Source organism: Brevundimonas sp. UBA2416, assembly GCF_002343105.1.
GTDB lineage: Bacteria > Pseudomonadota > Alphaproteobacteria > Caulobacterales > Caulobacteraceae > Brevundimonas.
This window is the reverse complement of sequence record NZ_DDRM01000020.1, coordinates 54819-74777: the sequence shown is the minus strand read 5'-3', so window position 1 is coordinate 74777 and position 19959 is coordinate 54819. Positions and strand designations below refer to the sequence as shown.

Sequence of the window (19959 nt, the reverse complement as noted above, 5' to 3'; positions counted from 1 at the left end):
CGGCTTCCAGATCCTGTGCGAGGCCGGAATGCTGCCGGGCGCCCTGCTGCGCAACGCCGGGCTGAAATACGTCTGCAAGCCCATCGCGCTGACGGTCGCCAATGGCCAGACCCGCTTCACCGCCGGCTATCAGGGCCAGCGCGAGGTGGTGATGACCCAGGGCAATGGCGACGGAAACTATTTCGCCGACGCCGAGACCCTGGCCCGGATCGAGGGCGAGGGGCAGGTCGTGTTCCGCTATGTCGACAACCCGAACGGCTCGGTCGCTGACATCGCCGGCCTGCAGAATGCCCGCGGCAATGTGCTGGGGCTGATGCCCCACCCGGACCGGGCGTTCGAGGAAGAGCTGGGCTCGGCCGACGGCGCGACACTGTTCCGCAGCGTCTTCGCCGCTGCCTGACCCGATTGCGGACTTGACCTGACGCCTCGCGTCAGTCGATCTCCCGGGGCGCTATCCGGGGACCGACCGATGTTCATGAGCGAACGGCAGAAGATGATCTCGGGTCTGCCGTACGATCCCGGCGATCCCGAGCTTCAGGCCGACCAGACCGCCGCCAAACAATGGATGGCGCGCTACAACGCCGCCATGGCCGCCAGCCCCGCCGAGCGCCGCGACCTGCTGCGCCAGAAGATGGGCGAGGTCGGAGAGGGCGCGATCATCCGCCCGCCGTTCCACTGCGACTATGGCTACAACATCCGGCTGGGCCGGGGCGTGTTCATGAATTTCAACTGCGTGGTGCTGGACATCTGCGAGGTCGAGATCGGCGACCAGACGCAGATCGGGCCGGCGGTGCAGATCCTCACCGCCGACCATCCGCGTGATCCGGTCCAGCGGGCGGAAGGTATCGAGTTCGGCCGGCCGGTCACAATCGGCCGGAACGTGTGGATCGGCGGCGGCGCGATCATCCTGCCGGGCGTGACCATTGGCGACGATGCGGTCATCGGGGCCGGCTCGGTGGTGACGCGGGACGTGCCGGAAGGCGCGACCGCTGTCGGCAACCCGGCCCGCCTGAAGACCTAGACCCCCCAGGCCTGCCCGCCAGCGCCGTAGGCGTCGACCGCCTGGAACAAGGCCGAAACCAGCGCCCGCTCCTCCTCGCTCATCTCAGGCTTCCAGACGTCGAAAATCAGTATGGTGCGGTCCCGACCGCTGTCGTTCGCGGCTTCATGCTCGATGGTGTCGTCGAACGCCCAGGCCTGGCCCTCACGCCACTCGCGCGTGTCGTTGCCGACGCGGAAGCGGCTGCCCGGCGGCGCGATCAGGGGTAGGTGGCAGATCAGGCGGGTGTTGATCAGTCCGTGGTGCGGCGGGATTCGCGCGCCGGCCCTGAGCTTCGAAAACAGGATCGAAGGCGTCCGCCCCGGAACCCGGCACAGCGGAACCTCGGCGAGGGCCGCCAGGGTGCGCGGGCAGCGCCGGGCGATGTCGGGCTGTTCCTCTCCGTCCTTCCACAGAAACAGGGCGCTCCAGTCGGCGTTGGACATCATCCCGGCAGCGTCGCTGTTGGGCCGGTCCGCCCGCGGCTCGACATAGGGGCGGAACAGGTCGGGTTCGGCCAGCAGGGCGTCCAGCTCGGCGCGAATCTCACCCGCCACCGCCTCGACCGCCGCCAGCCAGGGCAGGGTCTCCCGCGGCTGGAACTGGATCTGGGGCAGACCGGGGAAGAGGTAGAAGCGCGGCTCCTGCTGGTACAGGCGCTTGCGCCCCGCCATCAGATCTAGCGACAGGGCGAAGCGGTCGCTTGAGGTCGAGGGGTTGAAGCCTGCGCCGGCGAGGCTGCTCGTCAGATGGGCCTCAAACCGCCGGGCCTGGGCCTGAACCGCGGCCTGGGCGCGGCGCAGTTCGGCGATGATCGCCGGCGCCAGACCCGTGCCGTCGCCGGCGACGCGCAGGGCGGAGCTGTAGAAGCTGGCGGCCGCGCGACTGTCGCCAAGCCCCGCGAGCGCATCCCCCTTGGCAATCAGCGCGCGCAAATCGCGCGGCTCCGCGGCAAGTGCGCGGTCTGCCGCTTCGATCGCGGCGCGGTGGCCCTGTTCCGTATTCGCCATTGTCAGATCGGAGGCGGGCGAACGGCGTCCGTCAAGATGAAAGCGTCAAACAGGCCGGCGGCGGGGTACGATTGAACCTTCACCGTTCGAGCGCGTACTGATGACCACTGCATCGGAGTCGCCATGTCCATCGAACGTCCCACGTCGTCACAGATGATCCGCCGGCTGTTGGTGCTCGCCGCCACGATCTTCGCCATTGTGATTGGCCAGACGCAGGTCCTGCTTCAATGGGGCCAGAGCCCGGCCGAGTTTGCCGCCGACAGCGACGCCACCCTGAAGGTCGCGGGCTACGCCTTCGCCATCTGGGGGGTGATCTATCTCTGGCTGGTGGTCTATGCGGTGAGGCAGGCTCTGCCCCAGACGGGCGAGAGCCTGCTGATCCATCGCCTGGGCTGGCCGTCGGTCGCAGCCCTGCTCGGCATCGGCTGGTGGGTCGTGGCGGCAGCCTTCGACTGGGAAATCGCGACGATCGTGCTGATCTTCGGCTCGCTGGCCGTCCTGCTGGCGCCCCTGCTGGCCAATGCCGGCGCGATTCGCGCCCTGCCGCGCGGCGATCGCGACCGCTGGATGACCGTCTGGCCGCTGGCCATGCTGGCCGGCTGGCTGACCATTGCGGCGCCGGTCAACCTGATCACCGTGGCCACCGGCAACGGTTGGCTGCCCGAGGTCCTGTCGCCGACCGTCTGGGCTATTCTGGCGATCGCCGTTGTGACAGCCGTGGCGCTGGGCGTCACGCAGCGCCTGCGCACTCTCGCCTATGGCTTGCCGATCGCCTGGGGATTGCTGGGCGCGTTCGTCGCCGAGCAGGCGCGCAACCCGATGCTGGCCTATGCGGCGCTGGCCGCCGGCGTGACCGTTCTGGTGGGCGTCATTGTGCTCACATTCCGCCTGCGCTCCGGCGTGGAGCGAACGACCGCCTGACCCCCGATCTCGCGCTCGCCCCAAGCAGTGGCTGACACGACTCCGTTCAACGGCTAGAAGGCGCGCCCATGAGCGCTCCGCAAAAGACCAAGGCTGAACTGGCCGCCGAATACGGCCTGGCCCCGAACGAATATCAGGTCGTCCTCGACCGGCTGGGACGGGAGCCGAACAACGTCGAACTGGGCGTCTTCTCGGTGATGTGGTCCGAGCACTGCTCCTACAAGTCGTCGAAGATCCACCTCGGCAAATTCCCGACCAAGGGACCACGGGTCATCTGCGGTCCGGGCGAGAACGCCGGCGTCATCGACATCGACGACGGCGACGCCTGCATCTTCAAGATGGAGAGCCACAACCACCCCAGCTTCATCGAACCCTATCAGGGCGCGGCGACCGGCGTCGGCGGCATCATGCGGGACGTCTTCACCATGGGCGCGCGCCCGGTGGCCCTGCTGAACGCCCTGCGCTTCGGCGACCCATCGCACGAGAAGACGAAGCGGCTGGTCAAGGGCGTGGTGTCCGGGATCGGCGGCTACGGCAACTGCGTCGGCGTTCCGACGGTGGCGGGGGAGACCAATTTCCACGCCGGCTACAACGGCAACATCCTGGTCAACGCCATGTGCGTGGGCGTCGCGAAGGCGGATGCCCTGTTCTATTCAGCGGCGCCGGCTCCGGGCCTGTCGGTGGTCTATTTCGGCTCGAAGACCGGCCGCGACGGCATCCACGGCGCGACCATGGCCTCGGCCGAGTTCGACGAGGATTCGGACGAGAAGCGGCCCACCGTGCAGGTCGGCGACCCCTTCGCCGAGAAGCTGCTGATCGAGGCGACGCTGGAGCTGATGGCCTCGGGCGCGGTCGCCGCCATTCAGGACATGGGCGCCGCCGGCCTGACCTCGTCCTCGGTGGAAATGGCCGGAAAGGGCGCAGTCGGCATCGAGCTGAACATGGACGCCGTGCCCCAGCGCGAAGAGGGCATGACGGCCTATGAGATGATGCTTTCGGAAAGCCAGGAGCGGATGCTGGCCGTGCTGAAGCCGGGCCGCGAGGAAGATGGCCACCGGATCTTCAAAAAGTGGGGCCTGGACGCCGCCGTCATCGGAGTGACCACGGACACTGGCCATCTTGTGCTGAAGCACCACGGCGAGACGGTCTGCGACGTTCCGCTGGCTCCGCTGTTCGACGACGCGCCCCTGTACGACCGCCCGTGGGTGCAGCCGGAACTTCAGCCGCGCCTCGCCCCCGCCGACGTGCCGGCGCCGGAGAGCTGGGTCGATGCGGTGATCAAGGTGGTCTGCTGCCCGGACATGGCCTCCAAACGCTGGATCTGGGAGCAGTACGACCGCCACGTCATGGCCGACACCCTCCATGACTCGGCCACCGCCGCTGACGCCGGCGTGGTGCGGGTCCACGGCACGGACAAGGGTCTGGCCATGACCTCGGACTGCACCCCCCGTTATGTCCAGGCCGATCCCTATGAAGGCGGCAAACAGGCCGTGGCCGAGGCCTGGCGAAATCTGACCGCCGTTGGCAGCCTGCCGATCGCCATCACCGACAACCTCAATTTCGGCAATCCGCAGCGGCCCGAGATCATGGGCCAGATCGTCCGCGCCATCGACGGCATGGCCGAGGCCTGCCGGGTGCTGGACTTCCCGGTCGTGAGCGGGAACGTCAGCCTCTATAACGAGACCAACGGCGCGGCCATTCCACCGACCCCGACGGTCGGCGCCGTCGGCCTGCTGACCAACTATGACGTCGTCGTCGGTTTCGGTGGCATGGTCGAGGGCGATGTGCTGGTCCTGATCGGCGAGACCGCCGGCGAACTGGGCGCCTCCATCTACCTGCGTGAGGTGCTGGGCCGCGAGGACGGCGCGCCGCCGCCGGTCGATCTGGCGCTGGAGAGGAAGACCGGCGACTTCGTGCGCGGGCAGATCGAGGCGGGGGCCCTGACCTGCGTGCACGACCTGTCGGACGGCGGGTTGATCGGGGCGGCGGCTGACATCGCCCTGGCCTCGGACTGCGGCGTCGAGCTGGACGCTACCTCGGCGACCCATGCCCACATCCTGCTCTTCGGTGAGGACCAGGCCCGTTACCTGGTCGCCGTCGGCGATGCGACGGATATCCTCGCCGCGGCCCAGGCCGCCGGCGTGCGCGCCTCTGTTGTCGGCCGGGCCAAGGGTCGGGATTTCGCCTCGGGAGGCTCTGGCGGGGACCTGTTCCGCCTGCCGCTGGACCACCTGCGCGAGATGCACGAGAGCTGGATGCCTAACTGGATCGAAGGACACGCCTGATGCGCCTCGCACCGATCGCTCTGACCGCCCTCGCCCTGACCCTGTCGGCCTGTGAAGGCGGGGGCGATCCCGTCCAGCAGGCCCTGCGCGACGCCTCGGCCGAGAACCACGCCGAAACGGTGCAGGAAGGCGTTGTCTCCGCGCCGGCCCACGCCGGCGGCCATGGTGCGACGCCGGGGGATCAGGCCTTCGCCGCCTCCGAGGCCGAGATGCACGCCGGCATGGCCAGGGCGTCGGGCTCGACGGTGGACGAGGCCTACATCGCCAAGATGATCGAACACCACCGCGGCGCCGTGGCCATGGCGGAGGTCGCGCTCAGGGAATCGCGCGATCCGGAGGTTCGCCGCATGGCGCAGGTCGTGGTGGATACCCAGACGCGGGAGATAGCGGAAATGCGCGCCTGGAAGCCCGCCACGTCGCCCCCCCGCGCTTCCAACTGAAGGCCCCGGCCGGAGTGAGGCCAGTGGCTCTCACGACGCTGACCGCTAACGGCGTATCCGCCGACCGCCGCGCCGCCTGAACCGGCCACCGCCCGGCGTCCGCAGGACGAGACGCATGGATGCCTGGCTGGAGCGAAAGCCGGGGGTGGCCTCGTCCATTTCAGCGCTGAAACAAGCGTGAAACGCCGACGCGGCAGAATGTTCTCCATCGATGGATGAACTTGGGGAACCCGATGTCGGCGCCACTCCGCTTCCTTATGGCCCTCCTCCTCGCCTGCCTCCTGCCTGGCGTGGGGCATGCCGCGAACATTGAGGGCGTATTCCTGCTCAACCGCTCACCCGACGGTTTTCACCTGAGCCTGCTTCCGTTGGCGGAGGGCGAGACCCAGGTCGTGAGGGTGGGGCCCGGTTCGGATGTTGTATCGGTGCTGCTTCCGCCGGCGACCGGGCGCTCAAGCAGTCTGGAAACCCCCGCGCCCGGCCTCCGGGTCGTGAGCCGGAGAAACGGAGTAATCACCCTGGAAGCGCGCTCGTCCGATGGACGATCGACGATCTCCAGCTGGTCCAACCGGGTCGAGGAACTGACGGGCTATGACATTCGGGTCAGCGTGACCTCGCCCGAACGGAAGCAGGCCTTCCTGATCCACGGCTATTCGACGTCGGCTGCGACCGTCGGTCCGGTCTTCAATCCATTTGTGGCGGCCGGGATGCCTCGGCCTGGCGAAGTGGTCGTCGAAACGGACACGACCCTGAGCGTCACACCGCGCGAGATCATCGGCTCGGCCCCGTTCCGGTTCAGTCGCTTTCCGCTCGTGCAGCTGTCCATCGGCGGGCGCATGGTCGGCTGGGCTGTTGTGGATACTGGCGCGGCGGTGACGGTCATATCTGACTCGGTCGTGCCGGCGGGAACAGACGTCCGGCAGGTCCAGATTGCGACCTACTCGCCAGCCGGACGAAGCACCGAACCCCTGGCCATCGGCGGCGCAGGCGGCGCGGTGGCTGTCGCGGGAGAGGCCGGTCTCGCCGGCTTGTCCATCGGCGCCGTCGAGATGGGACCGACCGACGTGCTGGTTATTGCCGGGCTCTCGGACACGATGAAGAGCCTGACCGGCGAAGAGATCGTGGCGGTCATCGGTCTGGATGTGTTGCGGCGGTCCGAGCGGGTCGTCTTCGACTTCGAGGCCGGCTCGGACATGGGCGAGCTGCGGTTCGAACCTTCCCGTCAGGGCGGCATGCCGATGTCTATCGCCGGGCAGCATCTTTTCGTTGAGGGTCAGGCCGGGAGCCGGGTGAACCTGCTTGTCGACACGGGCTCTTCAGCGGAGCTCGTGCTCGACCCGGCCTCCGCCAGGGCGGCCGGCTTCCGCGAAACGGGCGACGCGGCTCCGGCGCGCGGTCTGGACGGTGCCGCGCTGCAGTTCCAGACGGGCGTTGTGGAACGTCTGACCATCGGCGCGCTCGAGTGGTCTGATGTGCCGGCGCGGCGCGGCGGGGTGCCCGTGTTCAATACGATGCAGAATCGCGAACAGAATATGGCCCTGCTCGGGTCGGGGTTCCTGCGCCGCCTGGATCGCGTGGCGCTGGATTTTGTCACGCTGAAGGTGGAATTCACTCCCTGAAGACCGGCAACCGACAGCGGCGCCGGTTCGATGCCTCGACCTCGCAGCGGAGCGGGAAATTTTCGGGCTGGGTGACGGCTGTCATGCTTCCGGGTTAGCAGTGTGCCCTCAGCCCGGAGCAAACCTGATGGACCGTCCTGACTCCCTGTCCCGTCGCGGCCTGTTGCTGAGCCTCGGCGCGGGTGGCGCCCTGGCCAGCTCCGGCCGCAAGGCGCTGGCCGACCCCGTGTTCGCGGAATATCCGTTCCAGCTGGGCATCGCTGCAGGCGACCCAACCTCCGACGGCTTCGTGATCTGGACCCGGCTGGCGCCCCGCCCGCTGGAGATCGGCCACGGAATGCCATCGGCGCCGGTGCCGGTGAAATGGGAGGTCGCAACCTCGCGTGGCTTCGGCGCTGCCGTCGTCCGTTCCGGCGAGGCGATCGCCCGCCCCGAACTGGCCCATGCGGTCCACGTCGAGGTCGAGGGGCTGGAGCCGGACCGGGAGTATTTCTACCGTTTCAACGCCGGCCGCGAACGCACCCCGAGCGGCCGGGCGAAGACCGCCCCGGCCGCCGGCGCCGCGACCGCCCGGGCCCGTTTCGGCGTCCTGGGCTGCCAGGCCTATGAGCAGGGATTCTACACGGCCCACCGCAAGGCGGCGGCCGAGGACCTGGACTTCGTCTACTGTTACGGCGACTACATCTACGAAGGCCGCGGCAACCGCACCTACACCGGCTCGGGCGGGACCATCGAGAACCCGCGCCAGCATCTGGGCGGCGAGGTCTACAGCCTCGACGACTACCGGCGGCGCTATGCGCAATACAAGCTGGACACCGACCTGCAGGCCAGTCACGCGGCGACGGCGTGGTTCGTGACCTGGGACGATCATGAGGTGTCCAACAACTGGGTCTCCGACAACGATGACGGCGTGCCGCCCGAAGTCTTCCTGCTGCGGCGGCAGGCGGCGGCCCAGGCCTTCTACGAGCATATGCCGCTGCGCCGCTCGGCCTTCCCTCGCGGCGCGGACATGCAACTGTATCGCCATGCCGCCTGGGGAGACCTGCTGGACCTCAACTTCCTCGACACCCGGCAGTACCGGTCGGACCAGCCTTGCGACGACGGCTGGGGCACGACCTGCGCGGGGGTCTCGGCGCGCAACGCCGAGGTGCTGGGTCAGGCCCAGGAGGCGTGGTTGTACCGGAACCTTGACCAGTCGCGGGCGCACTGGAAGGTGCTGGCGCAGCAGATCATGCTGATGGATCTGGACCGGAGGGAAGGGCCTGAGCCCGGCTACAACCTCGACAGCTGGGCCGGCTATGCCATTCCGCGCCAGCGGCTGCTGGACCGGCTGCGCGAACGGCGCATCGGCAACACGATCGTGCTGACCGGGGACGAGCACCAAAACTACGCCGGCGAGTTGTATCGCGACAGCCGCAACCCCGAGGGCGCGCCGGTCGCCTCCGAGTTCGTCGCCACCTCGATCAGTTCGTCCGGCGACGGGCAGGATCAACGAGCCGACGGCCGCCGCTACCTCGCCGAAAATCCGTTCCTGAAATTCAACAACGCCCAGCGCGGCTATGTCGTCTGCGACGTCACGCCCGAGCGCTGGCAGACCGAGTTCAAGGTGCTGGACAAGGTGTCGGAGCGCGGCGGGACGCTGAGCACCCGGGCGAAATTCGCGGTAGCCAGCGGGGATGCGCGGGTCGTGCCGGCCTGACGAAATCGTAATCACCGCCCGCTCGGGCCGGTGTTAGCCTCCGCTCCCGGAAACAGGAAGGCTCCGATGGGCTGGCTCACCGATGAGGAACAGGCGTCCTTCACTCCGGCCGAACGGTCGGAACCGCGCACGCCCCTGCCGGTGCGGATGGTGGCCAGCGAGGAATACGCACCGGTCCGGCAGACGCGGAAACAACGCGAAACCGAGGCTCGGCTCTACGCCCTGGCCGACGCGGTGGCGCCGAAGCTGGGCCTCAGCCGTCGGCGGTTCTTCCAGACCTCGGCGGGCATGGCGGCCGGGTTCGCGGCCCTGAACGGCGCCTTCGGGCCGTTGTTCGAGGTCGGGGCGGCCGAGGCCTCGACCCCTGAGCTGGCGCGGGAACGGGCCAACGCCTTGTCCGGACAGTTCATCATGGACATGCACACCCACTTCCTGCGCGACGACACACGGCTGCAGAATTTTGTCCGGCTCCGCGAGTCGGTGGCCGCGCAGGGCTGGAACCCGAACCTAAGCGCGGCGGGCGCCCAGACCATCGAAGATCTGAAATTCGACAACTATTTCAAGGAAATATACCTCGACAGCGATACCAAGATCGCCCTGATCTCCTCAGCGCCGTCCGACATTCCCGAGGACTGGTTCCTGACCAACCAGCAGATGGCCGAGGCGAAGGCGAAGGTGAACGCCGAGGCCGGATCGGTGCGGATGATGAGCCACGCCATCATGATGCCCGGCGCACCCGGCTGGCTGGACGACCTCGAGGCCGCGCTGGCCCTGCGGCCGGATTCAGTGAAGGGCTATACGGTCGGCGACAACACTCACAAGGACACCGCTCGCTATCCGTGGCGGATGGACTCCGACGAGACCTATCGCGGCTACGAAAAGATGCTCGCCGCCGGGGTCCGGAATGTCTGCGTCCACAAGGGTCTCTGGGGCCGGGGCGGCGACGCGCGCTTCCCCCACCTAGCGCCCCACGCCCGGGTCGATGACGTGGCGAAGGCCGCCAGGGACTGGCCGCAACTGAACTTCATCATCTACCACTCGGCCTACCGGCTGGATGATCCCGACTGGGCCCTGGCCGAGTTCGACCGGACCGGCCGGATCGACTGGGTTACGGACCTCGCCGAAATCCCGGCCACGCATGGGGTGTCCAATGTCTATGGCGACCTCGGCCAGATCTTCGCCCAGACACTGGTCGCGCAGCCCCGGATGTGCGCCGCCATCATGGGGACGCTGGTCAGGGGCCTCGGCGCCGATCACGTCTGCTGGGGCACCGACGCGGTGTGGACCGGCTCGCCCCAGTGGCAGATCGAGGGCCTCCGCCGGCTCGAAATCCCCGAGGACATGCAGCGCACGCATGGCTTCGCACCGCTCGGAACCGCCAACGGGGCGGTGAAGACCGGCATCTTCGGCGGCAACAACGCCCGCCTCTATGGTGTGGAGGTTCCGACGGCGCAGGCTGCGGTCGGCGGCGACCGGTTTGCGGCGATCAAGGCCGACTATGTCGCCGCCGGCGCGACGCCGTCCAACCGCCGCTACGGGTTCGTGGCGCGGGGGTGATCGAGACTTTCTGTGAGAGTGTTCCGGTGCTTCGCCGGGATGATCTTGAGCACAGCGGTGAGCACAACTCCTATGCACCCGCACAGCGTGCCGGCTGCAACCAGCAGCGCTGATGGCCCAACGGCGACGCCGGAAATGTCTGTGTACCGCGGGTCCAGAGAAACGCTCATCAGGATATCGGCGGCGCCGTAGAAGCCTAACAGCGGCCCAAGAGCCCCCAGCATAGACGCCAAAGCCGATGAGAAATTTCTGAACCGACCTCGAGCGAAGAGGTCAATCACAACCACCACCAGTATCGCAAGAGTCAGCCAGAATAGGCCGTGAAGGACGAAATTCGCCGTCGGCGGAAGCCCCTCGGCGAGCAGATAGCTGGGCAACCGGCCGAGCGACTCGTCGCTGACCTCTACCGGTTCCATCGCGTCCTCCCAACCAAGCTTGGTGGATGATGCTCAGACCGCAAGCACGGGTCAACGCACCGGCTGGTGCCTTGGAAGCCTCTAGACTGCCGGCACCGCCTGGCTCAACCGCCCCCCGACCCGGATCGGTTCGACACGGGTGGCCAGTCCAGTCTTGTCGTCCGTCTCGACATAGACGCCGCAGATGGTCGCCGGGCCGTGGGCCGGGACATAGCGGCCGCCGGAGAGCCGGGTGGTGAAGCGCCGCAGCGGCTCTTCCTTTTCGTTGCCGATGACGCTGTCGTAGTCGCAGCAGCCGCCGGCGTCGGTCTGGTAGGCCGTGCCGCCGGGCAGGATCTGGCAGTCGGCCGTCGGGACATGGGTGTGGGTGCCGACCACCAGCGAGGCCCGGCCGTCGCAGAAATGGCCCATGGCCATCTTCTCGGAGGTGGCTTCGCAATGCATGTCGACGATGATGGCGTCCGCGACCACGGCCAGCGGACAGGCGGCCAGCTCCTTCTCGACCGCGCTGAACGGACAGTCCATCGGGTCCATGTGGATGCGGCCCAGCACATTCATGACCAGCACGGTCTTGCCGCTCTGGGTCTCGAACAGATTGGCGCCGGCGCCGGGCGCATCCATCAGGCGCGGATAGTTGGCGGGCCTGATCAGCCGCGGCTCGCGGACGATATAGGTCAGGGCCTCGCGCTGGTCCCAGCTGTGATTGCCCAGGGTCAGGCAGTCGGCCCCGGCCATGAACAGCTCGCGCGCGGTGTTCTCGGTGATGCCGAACCCGCCCGCGGCGTTCTCGGCGTTGACCACCACGAAGTCGAGTTTCAGGTCGCGCTTCAGACCCGGAAGGTGATCGCTCAGCCCGTCCCGTCCGGACTTGCCGACGACATCACCAAAAAAAGCCAGTCTCATGTGAAGGGTCTATAGCCGGTCTCGGTCAGAACGCCATGCAGGCGGACGTCGTGGGCCTCAACCGGCAGGTCGTCGACTTCCTGACCCGCATAGGCGAAGCCGATGCGGGCAGCGCCCGGCCGCGCCGCGAAGGTCCGGTCGTAGTAGCCTCCGCCCTGCCCCAGCCGTCCGCCCCGGGCGTCGAAGGCCAGCAGCGGGGTCAGGATCAGGTCGGGATCGACGACCTCGGCGAGCGGAAACGGCGCGGGCACGCCCGCCTCGTCGAGTTCCAGCGGCTCGCCCGGCGACCAGCGCCGGAAGATCATCGGCGCATCCCGCTCGACGACGACCGGCAGGCAGAGCTCGCGACCGGCCTGGACCAGGGCCTGCGACAGGGCGCCGACGTCCAGTTCCGATCCGATCGCGCGATAGACTGCGACAAGGCGACCCGGCGGCAAGGTGTCGGCCTGCTCGGCGGCGCGGGCAGCGGCGCCGGCATCAAGGCCCGACAGACGCTTGCGCGTCGCCCGCATGACCGATCTGAGTTCGCGTTTGTCGATCATGGGGAAATGAGGTTGGCGGCGCCGCAAGAACCGTGAAGGGCGTTTAAATCCTCTCGACCTGGGTAGCCAGGTGGGCGCCGTGTGCCCAGGCCCACGGGCCTGATCAGGGACAGCTCCCTTTGAGTGAATTAAGGTCGCAAGGAAATGTTGCCTTCGACGAGAGCCGCAGCAGGACCCGCCGCTGAGCAAGATAGTCCCTAAGCCGGGGCGGAACAATGGCCGGGGGTCAGAGACCCTGTGCGATCTTCTCCAGCCGGGCGGCCACGGCGTTCAGCGCCTCGGCCACGCCGTCGCTTGAGGCAGCGGCGGCCACCGGGGATGTCACCGGATTGCCGAGTCGGACCTCATGCAACTCATCCGCCAGCATCAGCCCCGCCATGAGGAACAGGCGAATGTCGCCGACGTGGCCGACCTCGCCCGCCACCTGGCGGACATGGCCGTCGAATTGTTTGGCCAGGATGCGGACGCGCTCCTCCTGGCCGTCGGCGCAACCGACGGCATAGGGGCGGCCGTTGATCTCGACGGTCACCGTCGCCATCAGCGGGCCTCCTGTTCGGCCAGACTGTCGCGGATGGCGTCAGCGGCGTGGGACAGGGCCTCTGCGGCGTCGCGGCCGGCCGCCTCCAGCTCATGGATTCGCGCGCGATCGGTTTCGGTCGAGGGTTCCGGGGCGAACAGGTCGTCGTCCGGCACGCGGCTGGTTCCGGCCGCGCGGCTCTTGAGATCGAGCAGGCGGCGTTCCAGCAGCGCCAGCGCGCGATCAACCCGGTCCTTGGCGGCCGATGCAGCGTCCATTCAGCTCATATCCTCCAGAATCCGTATAGAACCCGCCGACGCGTCGGGGTAAAGCGGCGCGCCTCCCTTTTTCCGCCTCCCGACGAAAGGTCCCACCGTGACCGACGCCAAAACCGTATCCGCAAAGGCCACCCCCAAACAGATGGCCGATGCCATCCGGGTGCTGTCCATGGACGGGGTCGAGAAGGCGAAGAGCGGCCATCCGGGCATGCCGATGGGCATGGCCGATGTGGCGACGGTGCTGTTCTCGAAGTTTCTGAAGTTCGACGCGAGCCGCCCCGACTGGGCCGACCGGGATCGCTTCATCCTGTCGGCGGGCCACGGCTCGATGCTGATCTATAGCCTGCTGCACCTGACCGGCTACAAGGCCGCGACCAAGGAAGAGCTGTCCAACTTCCGCCAGTGGGGCTCGAAGACCGCGGGCCACCCCGAGTTCGGCCATATGCCGGGCGTCGAAACGACCACCGGCCCGCTGGGTCAGGGCTTGGCCAACAGCGTCGGCTTCGCCATGGCCGAGCGGCACCTCGCCGCCAAATACGGCGCCGACCTGGTCGACCACCGCACCTGGGTTATCGCCGGCGACGGCTGTTTGATGGAAGGCGTGTCGCAGGAGGCCATCGCCCTCGCCGGCCGCTACCGGCTGAACAAGCTGACCGTGCTGTGGGACGACAACGCCATCACCATCGACGGAGCGGTATCCCTGTCGGACGCCACCGACCAGAAGGCGCGCTTCAAGGCTGCCGGCTGGGCGGTCAAGGCGGTCGACGGCCACGACATGAAGGCCATCAAGTCGGCGCTGCAGTGGGCGACCCGGCAGGACAAGCCGACCCTGATCGCCTGCAAGACGAAGATCGGTCGCGGCGCCGCCACCATGGAAGGCAGCCACAAGACCCACGGAGCCGCCCTCGGCGCGGCCGAGATCGCGGCCACCCGTCTCGGTCTGTCATGGACGCATGAACCGTTCGAACTGCCCGAGGCTGTCGATAAGGCCTGGAAGAAGGTCGGCAAGCGCGGCGCGAAAGAGCGCAAGGCCTGGGAGGCCCGGTTGAACGCCTCTGCGCAGGCCGCAGACTTCACGCGGGCCATGAAGGGCGACCTGCCCGCCGGCGCCTTCGACGCCCTGAACGCGAAGATCGCGGAACTGGTCGAGACGAAGCCGGCACAGGCGACCCGCCAGTCCTCGGGCGCGGCTCTGGATGAGCTGTTCGCGGCCATCCCCGAACTGGTCGGCGGCTCGGCCGACCTGACCGGCTCCAACAACACCTTCGTCAAGGGCACGCCGATCTTCGACGCCCCGACCTATGAGGGCCGCTACGTCAACTGGGGCATCCGCGAGTTCGGCATGGCCGCAGCCATGAACGGCATGGCGCTGCACGGCGGGATCATCCCCTACGGCGGCACCTTCATGGTGTTCTCGGACTACAGCCGCCCGGCGATTCGCCTCGGCGCCCTGATGGGCGTGCGGGCGATCCATGTGCTGACCCACGACTCCATCGGTCTCGGCGAGGACGGCCCGACGCACCAGCCGGTCGAACATCTGGCCGCCCTCCGCGCCATCCCCAACCTGCTGGTCTTCCGCCCGGCCGACACGGTCGAGGCCATGGAGTGCTGGCAGGCGGCGCTGGAGCACAAGTCCGCGCCGTCGGCCCTGGCCCTGTCGCGCCAGAAGACCCCCGCGGTGCGCACCGTGGCCTCGGACGGCAACCTGTCGGCCAAGGGCGCCTATGAAATCCGCGCGGCGAAGGGGACGGCCAAGGTCACCCTGTTCGGCACGGGCACGGAACTGGCGCTCGCGCTGGCCGCCGCCGATGTGCTGGAGGCCGAAGGCACGCCGACCCGCGTCGTCTCGGTCCCGTGCTTCGAGCTCTTCTTCCAGCAGGACGCCAAGTACCAGGCCGCGGTCATCGGCCGCGGCACGGTCCGCGTCGCCGTCGAGGCCGCCATCCAGCAGGGCTGGGAACGGTTCATCGGCGAGGACGGCGCCTTCGTCGGCATGACCGGCTTCGGGGCCAGCGCCCCGGCAGAGGTGCTGTACGAGAAGTTCGGGATCACCACGGATGCGGTGGTCGCGGCCGTGAAGGCCCGGCTCTGACCATGCGCCTCGGCACCCCCCTCTCCGACAGCGCCGTCCGCGTCATGCTTCTCGGTGCCGGGGAGTTGGGCAAGGAGGTGGCCATCGAGCTGCAACGTCTCGGCGCCGAGGTGATCGCGGTCGACCGCTATCCGAACGCCCCGGCCATGCAGGTGGCGCACCGCAGCCATGTCATTCCGATGACCGATCCTCAGGTGCTGAACGGCGTTATCATGGCCGAGGCTCCGCACATCATCGTGCCGGAGATCGAAGCCATCGCCACCGAGGTGCTGGCGCAGATCGAGGCGGCCGGTCTGGCCACCATCATCCCCACCGCGCGCGCCACCCAGCTGACCATGAACCGCGAGGGCATCCGCCGGCTGGCGGCCGAGGAACTGGGCCTGCCAACCAGCCCCTATGCCTTCGCAACGTCCGCCGCCGAACTGGCCGATGCCGCGCAGCGGATCGGACTGCCGGTCTTCATCAAGCCGGTGATGTCGTCGTCGGGGAAGGGCCAGTCGATGATCGACGCCCTTGAGGACGCCGCCAACGCCTGGGCCTATGCGCAATCCGGCGGACGGGTCGAGACTGCGACGGTGATCGTCGAGGGCCGGATCGATTTCGACTTCGAGATCACCCTGCTGACCGTCCGTTCGCTGCGGGACGGCGCCGTCCGCACCGACTTCTGCGCCCCCATCGGCCATCGTCAGGTCAAGGGCGACTATGTCGAGAGCTGGCAGCCACAGGCGATGACTCCCGCCGCCCTGGCCAGCGCGCAGGACATCGCCCGCAAGGTCACCGATGCGCTGGGGGGGCTCGGGGTGTTCGGGGTCGAGCTGTTCGTGAAAGGGGACCAGGTCTGGTTCTCGGAGGTGTCGCCCCGCCCGCACGACACCGGTCTGGTGACCCTGGCGACCCAGACCCAGTCCGAGTTCGCCCTGCATGCCCGCGCCATCCTCGGCCTGCCCGTCGACGTCAGCCAGCGCGACATCGGCGCCAGCGCGGTGATCTACGGCGGCATGGATGCGGTCGGGATCGCTTTCGAAGGCGTAGCCGAGGCCCTGTCTGTCCCGACCGCCGACCTGCGCCTGTTCGGCAAGCCCGAGAGCTTCGTCACCCGCCGCATGGGCGTGGCCACGGCGCGCGGCGAGACCGTGGAGCAGGCTCGCGAACGGGCGCGCGAGGCGGCGTCGAGGGTGCGGCCCGTCCGGGGCTGATCGATCAGGGCCGCGCCAGAACCGCCTCGGCGGCGGCCTCGATCATCGCATCCCGCCCCTGGCGCAGCTCGTCGGCGCGGAACTGGATCTCATGGTCCGGGGTGACGCCGACGCCCTCCAGCACAGCGCCGGCGCCGGAGCGGAAGCTTCGCATGCCGATGCTCAGTTCGCCCCCATCCGGCAGCAGAAGGTCGCGCGAGGCGACGACCGCCCCCATCGATCTCAGGCCGAAGACGGGACCGCGGCCGGTCTCCTGGAAGGTCGCGGCGAAGACCTCGGCGCCGCTGGCGGAGCCGTCCCCGATGACGACAGCGACGGGTCCCGTCCAGACGTCGCGGGGCGGCCGGGTCCGGTAGGGGAAACGCGGCACGTAGCCGAAGTCTACCCAAGCATAGGGTTGGCGATCCGGGAAGAAATGGGCCAGCGTCCGCCCGACATCGTCGATGAAACCACCGGGATTGTCGCGGAGATCGATGACGATCCCCTTGGGCGGGTCAGCTGCGGCGGCGCGCATCTGGTCGTCGAACCAGCGCCGTGTCGCTGGCGCGAAATAGTCGAACGACAGCACGAGGACGCCATCGGGCCGCCGCACGGCGTCGCCGAGATAGGGCGGCAGGGGGACGACCGGGATCCTCACCTCGTGCTCGACGTCCTGTCCGTCGGTGAAGACAACCACCTGGACATCGAGAGTCTTGTCCAGGGACGAAGTCACAGACACGGGCTCTCCGTTCAACCGGTCGGCGCGCCAGCCGAGTTGCACCCCCGCCAGATCGGCGGGGCCGCCGGGCCGGATTGAAGTGACGATGAGCTGGTCATCGATGCGCCGCATGCTGAACCCGAGATTGGGCGTGGGCTCGAGGCGGGCCAGCGTGCGTTCACGATGGCGCGTCGGCGTCAACGCGGTCGTATGTCGGTCGCCGAGCAGGTCGAGGGTCTCGTTCAGCGCCCTGTAAAAATCGCCCTCCGTCGGCTGCACGAGGGCCGCTTCACGACGGGCGGCGGCCTCGCCCGCCCAGTCGATTCCCCCGAAATCCCGCTTGTAAAATCGCAGCCCTACCCAGCGCACAGCGGAATCATATACCCGTGCGTTCAGCGCCTCGCGCGCAGCCGAGCCGTCCTCCACCTGCACCGGGGTCGGTATCCGGGCGTCATCGTCGTATGGAAGAAAGCTCTGGCATCCCGTTAACAGAACGGCCGCGCCGGCAACGGCTCCGAGACGCCGTAAAGTACTGAAAACAGACACTATATCTCTCATGCGCCGAGACTAGCCTGATCGTGCGCCCCGGGCCAGCCCGCGCCGTCCGAGGACAAGGTACCGGTGCGTGGCGCGGAACTCGGAAGCGGAGCCGGGATCGTCGCGCGCCGTTTCAGTGCCCTGGCGAGGCGACGCGCGCCTGGTCCGCGCCGGCCAGCGCAGCCATCGCCGCTTCCAGCCCCGGATCGCGGCCGGCGCGCCTGTCTTCCAGCGTCTGTTCGGCGGCAACATCAGGTGTCACGCCGCGCTTTTCCAGCCGAACCCCACCCGACGTGATGAAGTCGGCGCGGCTCAGACTCAGCCTTCCGCCGTCGGGCAGGCGGGTCTCCTGCGAGATCAGAACCGCGCCCGCCGTCGGCGCGCCGACCACGACCGCGCGCCGCGCCTCCTGCAGGGCGGCCGGGGTCAATTCGGCGGCGCTGCGGCTGTTGGCGTCGACGAGGACGGCCACGTCGTTCCCGACCGGCTCGGCCAGATCACCGCAACCGCCGGCGGTCCTCAGCTCAACGCGGCGCCCCGAGCGGCCCGTGCGGGCGGCCCACAGGCGATCGCGCGGGAGGAAACAGCTGAGCACGGCATCGGCCTCGGCCAGCCGGCCGCCGGGATTGCCGCGCAGGTCGATGACGACGTCGGTATCCGGCGGCAGGTCTTCGAGCTGCTCGCCCATCCAGCGGCCCAGCCCCAGTTCGAAGCCGTCCACGGTCAACACCAGAACCCCCGGACGCGAGCGGTCGGCGACGAAGGCCGGCGACGGCTCCATCATGCGGGGGATCAGGGTCAAGGGGCGGGCGGCGCCCTCGCCGTCGATCAGCGACAGGGTCACGGGGTGCCCCTCCGCGATGTCCTGCTCCGGCGTCCAGAGCGCGCCGTCGCCTGTGACCAGCCGCCAGCCAACGGCCACCCCGGCCTCGGCGGCGGGCGAACCGGGCCGGACCTGTTCGATCACATAGAGGTCGCCCGAGGGCTCGGGCCTCAGGGACACGCCGATGGCGGGCCGACGCTGACGCAGGGTATCCTGGCGTCGAGCCACGGCAGGCGGCGCCGCGCCGGCGTGATCATCGTCCAGCAGATCGAGCATGCCGCCGAGCGCGCGATACAGGGTCCGGTCGTCCGGCGCCGTCAGCGCGACTGGCCGCCAGGTGCGACGGGCGGCGATCCAATCCACCCCATGCAGGTCGGGGTCGTAGTACTGGCTTCTCACCTCGTTCCAGACACGGTCGAAGACCCGCTGGTTCATCCGCGCGCGCTCGGGGTCGAGCGTCGCGGAGGCCGCCGGGGGCGCGCCGGCCCCGGATCCGGGATCAGCCGCGAACGCCGGAGCGGCGATGAGCGCAAGGCTCATCGCCGCCGATGCAGTCAAAATCCGGAGAATACGACGGTAATTCACGGCGCCATTAGAAGGCGCCCATCCTGTCTTTCAACTCACGAAGTCGCAGACGGATCAGTCTTCATCATTCTGTCGCGTTTCGATGCGGTGAACGAAGACCTCGGAGCCGTGGCCGGAGCCCCGCTCGCCCGCCTCAATGAAGCCCGAGCGATCGGCGTCCATCCGGGCGAAGGCCTCCCGCAGGGGCGCGCTGAACTCGGCTTCGCTGATCTTGCCGTCGTTGTCGGTGTCGAGATCGTTCTGTCCGCCCGGACCGCCGTGGATGACGATCTCGCGTTCGCCGCCCGGACCGGTCAGGCTGCCGACGAAGACCATGGTCCGCGCCTCGCCGTCACCCGCATGTTCCGCATGGCCGCCACCCTCCCCGCCGGGATGCGTCCGGCGCATTTCGAAATGCCGGACGCCCGGACCGCCCGGACCGCCAATGACCCGGATCTCATGCTCGCCGGGACCGCCCGGACCGCGCATGATCCGGATGTCATGCTCTCCACCGCCCATGGCGCCGTGACCGGCGGACAGTTCCTCTGACGAGAGGCGACCGTCGCTGTTGGCGTCCATGCGGGCGAAATGGTCGTTCAGCGGCGCGGCGAACTCCTCGCGCGTGATATGGCCGTCGCCGTCCTTGTCGAGCCCGCCTGGACCACCGGCGCCCATGACCATGACGCGCGTGTGGATTTCGGGCGGCGCGGGCGGCGCCGGGGTCTGCTGCGTCAGGATGGCGGAAAGGGCGATCAGGGTCAGCATGAGCGGTCGGCTCCCGTTATTGTGCGGCCTCTGTTCGACCACGCCCCGCTTGCCGGAGT

At 68.5% G+C, this 19959-nt stretch carries 19 protein-coding genes and 1 other RNA gene; 10 read left to right on the top strand and 10 right to left on the bottom strand.

The window, feature by feature from the left end; all coding sequences use genetic code 11:
- Positions 1-400: phosphoribosylformylglycinamidine synthase subunit PurQ (locus B3E43_RS08025; protein WP_292028262.1), on the top strand; the 400-nt coding region annotated here is incomplete at its 5' end.
- 75 nt (positions 401-475) lie between these two features.
- Positions 476-1021, top strand: a complete 546-nt coding sequence (locus B3E43_RS08020; RefSeq protein ID WP_292028260.1) for a sugar O-acetyltransferase — start codon at positions 476-478, stop codon at positions 1019-1021.
- Here the strand turns inward: B3E43_RS08020 and B3E43_RS08015 are convergent.
- Positions 1018-1974 (bottom strand): aspartyl/asparaginyl beta-hydroxylase domain-containing protein, encoded by a 957-nt coding sequence (locus tag B3E43_RS08015; protein ID WP_292028259.1) that lies wholly within the window; start codon positions 1972-1974, stop codon positions 1018-1020. The genes B3E43_RS08020 and B3E43_RS08015 overlap by 4 nt on opposite strands.
- Before the next feature lie 198 nt (positions 1975-2172).
- On the opposite strand from B3E43_RS08015, the gene B3E43_RS08010 reads away from it, so the two are divergent.
- The 6 genes from B3E43_RS08010 (at position 2173) to B3E43_RS07985 (ending at position 10570) form a co-directional block, all read left to right on the top strand.
- Entirely contained in the window at positions 2173-2970 is a 798-nt protein-coding gene (locus tag B3E43_RS08010; protein WP_292028256.1) for a hypothetical protein, read from the top strand.
- A gap of 68 nt (positions 2971-3038) precedes the next feature.
- Positions 3039-5255: a phosphoribosylformylglycinamidine synthase subunit PurL gene (purL, locus tag B3E43_RS08005; protein ID WP_292028255.1), complete on the top strand. Its 2217-nt coding sequence runs from the start codon at positions 3039-3041 to the stop codon at positions 5253-5255.
- Positions 5255-5695: a DUF305 domain-containing protein gene (locus tag B3E43_RS08000; protein WP_292028254.1), complete on the top strand. Its 441-nt coding sequence runs from the start codon at positions 5255-5257 to the stop codon at positions 5693-5695. Before purL ends, B3E43_RS08000 begins: the two co-directional genes overlap by 1 nt.
- Before the next feature lie 233 nt (positions 5696-5928).
- Positions 5929-7314, top strand: coding sequence for an aspartyl protease family protein (locus tag B3E43_RS07995; protein ID WP_292028253.1), 1386 nt, complete (start codon positions 5929-5931; stop codon positions 7312-7314).
- A gap of 127 nt (positions 7315-7441) precedes the next feature.
- The gene (locus B3E43_RS07990; protein WP_292028252.1) at positions 7442-9013 is read left to right on the top strand and encodes an alkaline phosphatase D family protein; all 1572 of its coding nucleotides are present in this window, start codon (positions 7442-7444) and stop codon (positions 9011-9013) included.
- Positions 9014-9079: 66 nt separating this feature from the next.
- On the top strand, positions 9080-10570 hold the full coding sequence (locus tag B3E43_RS07985; RefSeq protein ID WP_292028251.1) for an amidohydrolase family protein: 1491 nt from the start codon (positions 9080-9082) through the stop codon (positions 10568-10570).
- Here B3E43_RS07985 and B3E43_RS07980 read toward each other — a convergent pair.
- The 6 genes from B3E43_RS07980 to B3E43_RS07955 form a co-directional block, all read right to left on the bottom strand.
- Positions 10546-10986, bottom strand: a complete 441-nt coding sequence (locus tag B3E43_RS07980; protein ID WP_292028250.1) for a hypothetical protein — start codon at positions 10984-10986, stop codon at positions 10546-10548. The two genes, B3E43_RS07985 and B3E43_RS07980, sit on opposite strands and share 25 nt — an antisense overlap.
- 81 nt (positions 10987-11067) lie before the next feature.
- Positions 11068-11889 carry a TIGR00282 family metallophosphoesterase gene (locus B3E43_RS07975; protein WP_292028249.1) on the bottom strand — a complete coding sequence of 274 codons (822 nt, stop codon included), beginning with the start codon at positions 11887-11889 and terminating at the stop codon, positions 11068-11070.
- Entirely contained in the window at positions 11886-12431 is a 546-nt protein-coding gene (locus tag B3E43_RS07970) for a 5-formyltetrahydrofolate cyclo-ligase (RefSeq protein ID WP_292028248.1), read from the bottom strand. The genes B3E43_RS07975 and B3E43_RS07970 overlap by 4 nt, the downstream gene beginning before the upstream one ends.
- A 14-nt stretch (positions 12432-12445) precedes the next feature.
- Positions 12446-12606: non-coding RNA, 6S RNA (gene ssrS, locus B3E43_RS07965), on the bottom strand.
- A 51-nt stretch (positions 12607-12657) separates the two neighbouring features.
- On the bottom strand, positions 12658-12969 hold the full coding sequence (locus B3E43_RS07960) for a cell division protein ZapA (protein WP_292028247.1): 312 nt from the start codon (positions 12967-12969) through the stop codon (positions 12658-12660).
- Positions 12969-13226, bottom strand: coding sequence for a hypothetical protein (locus tag B3E43_RS07955; protein ID WP_292028246.1), 258 nt, complete (start codon positions 13224-13226; stop codon positions 12969-12971). Before B3E43_RS07955 ends, B3E43_RS07960 begins: the two co-directional genes overlap by 1 nt.
- A 142-nt stretch (positions 13227-13368) precedes the next feature.
- Here B3E43_RS07955 and tkt point away from each other — a divergent pair, with 142 nt between their 5' ends.
- Positions 13369-15318, top strand: coding sequence for a transketolase (tkt, locus tag B3E43_RS07950; protein ID WP_292028266.1), 1950 nt, complete (start codon positions 13369-13371; stop codon positions 15316-15318).
- Positions 15315-16514, top strand: coding sequence for a formate-dependent phosphoribosylglycinamide formyltransferase (gene purT / locus B3E43_RS07945; RefSeq protein WP_414631344.1), 1200 nt, complete (start codon positions 15315-15317; stop codon positions 16512-16514). The genes tkt and purT overlap by 4 nt, the downstream gene beginning before the upstream one ends.
- Before the next feature lie 4 nt (positions 16515-16518).
- Here purT and B3E43_RS07940 read toward each other — a convergent pair whose 3' ends face one another.
- From B3E43_RS07940 to B3E43_RS07930, 3 genes are all read right to left on the bottom strand, one after another.
- A complete protein-coding gene (locus B3E43_RS07940) occupies positions 16519-17580 on the bottom strand; it encodes a S41 family peptidase (RefSeq protein ID WP_292028241.1) in 1062 nt (353 codons plus the stop codon).
- A 301-nt stretch (positions 17581-17881) separates the two neighbouring features.
- Positions 17882-19111: a S41 family peptidase gene (locus B3E43_RS07935; RefSeq protein WP_292028239.1), complete on the bottom strand. Its 1230-nt coding sequence runs from the start codon at positions 19109-19111 to the stop codon at positions 17882-17884.
- Between the two features lie 99 nt (positions 19112-19210).
- Positions 19211-19900 (bottom strand): EF-hand domain-containing protein, encoded by a 690-nt coding sequence (locus tag B3E43_RS07930; protein ID WP_292028237.1) that lies wholly within the window; start codon positions 19898-19900, stop codon positions 19211-19213.
- Positions 19901-19959: the final 59 nt, after the last annotated feature.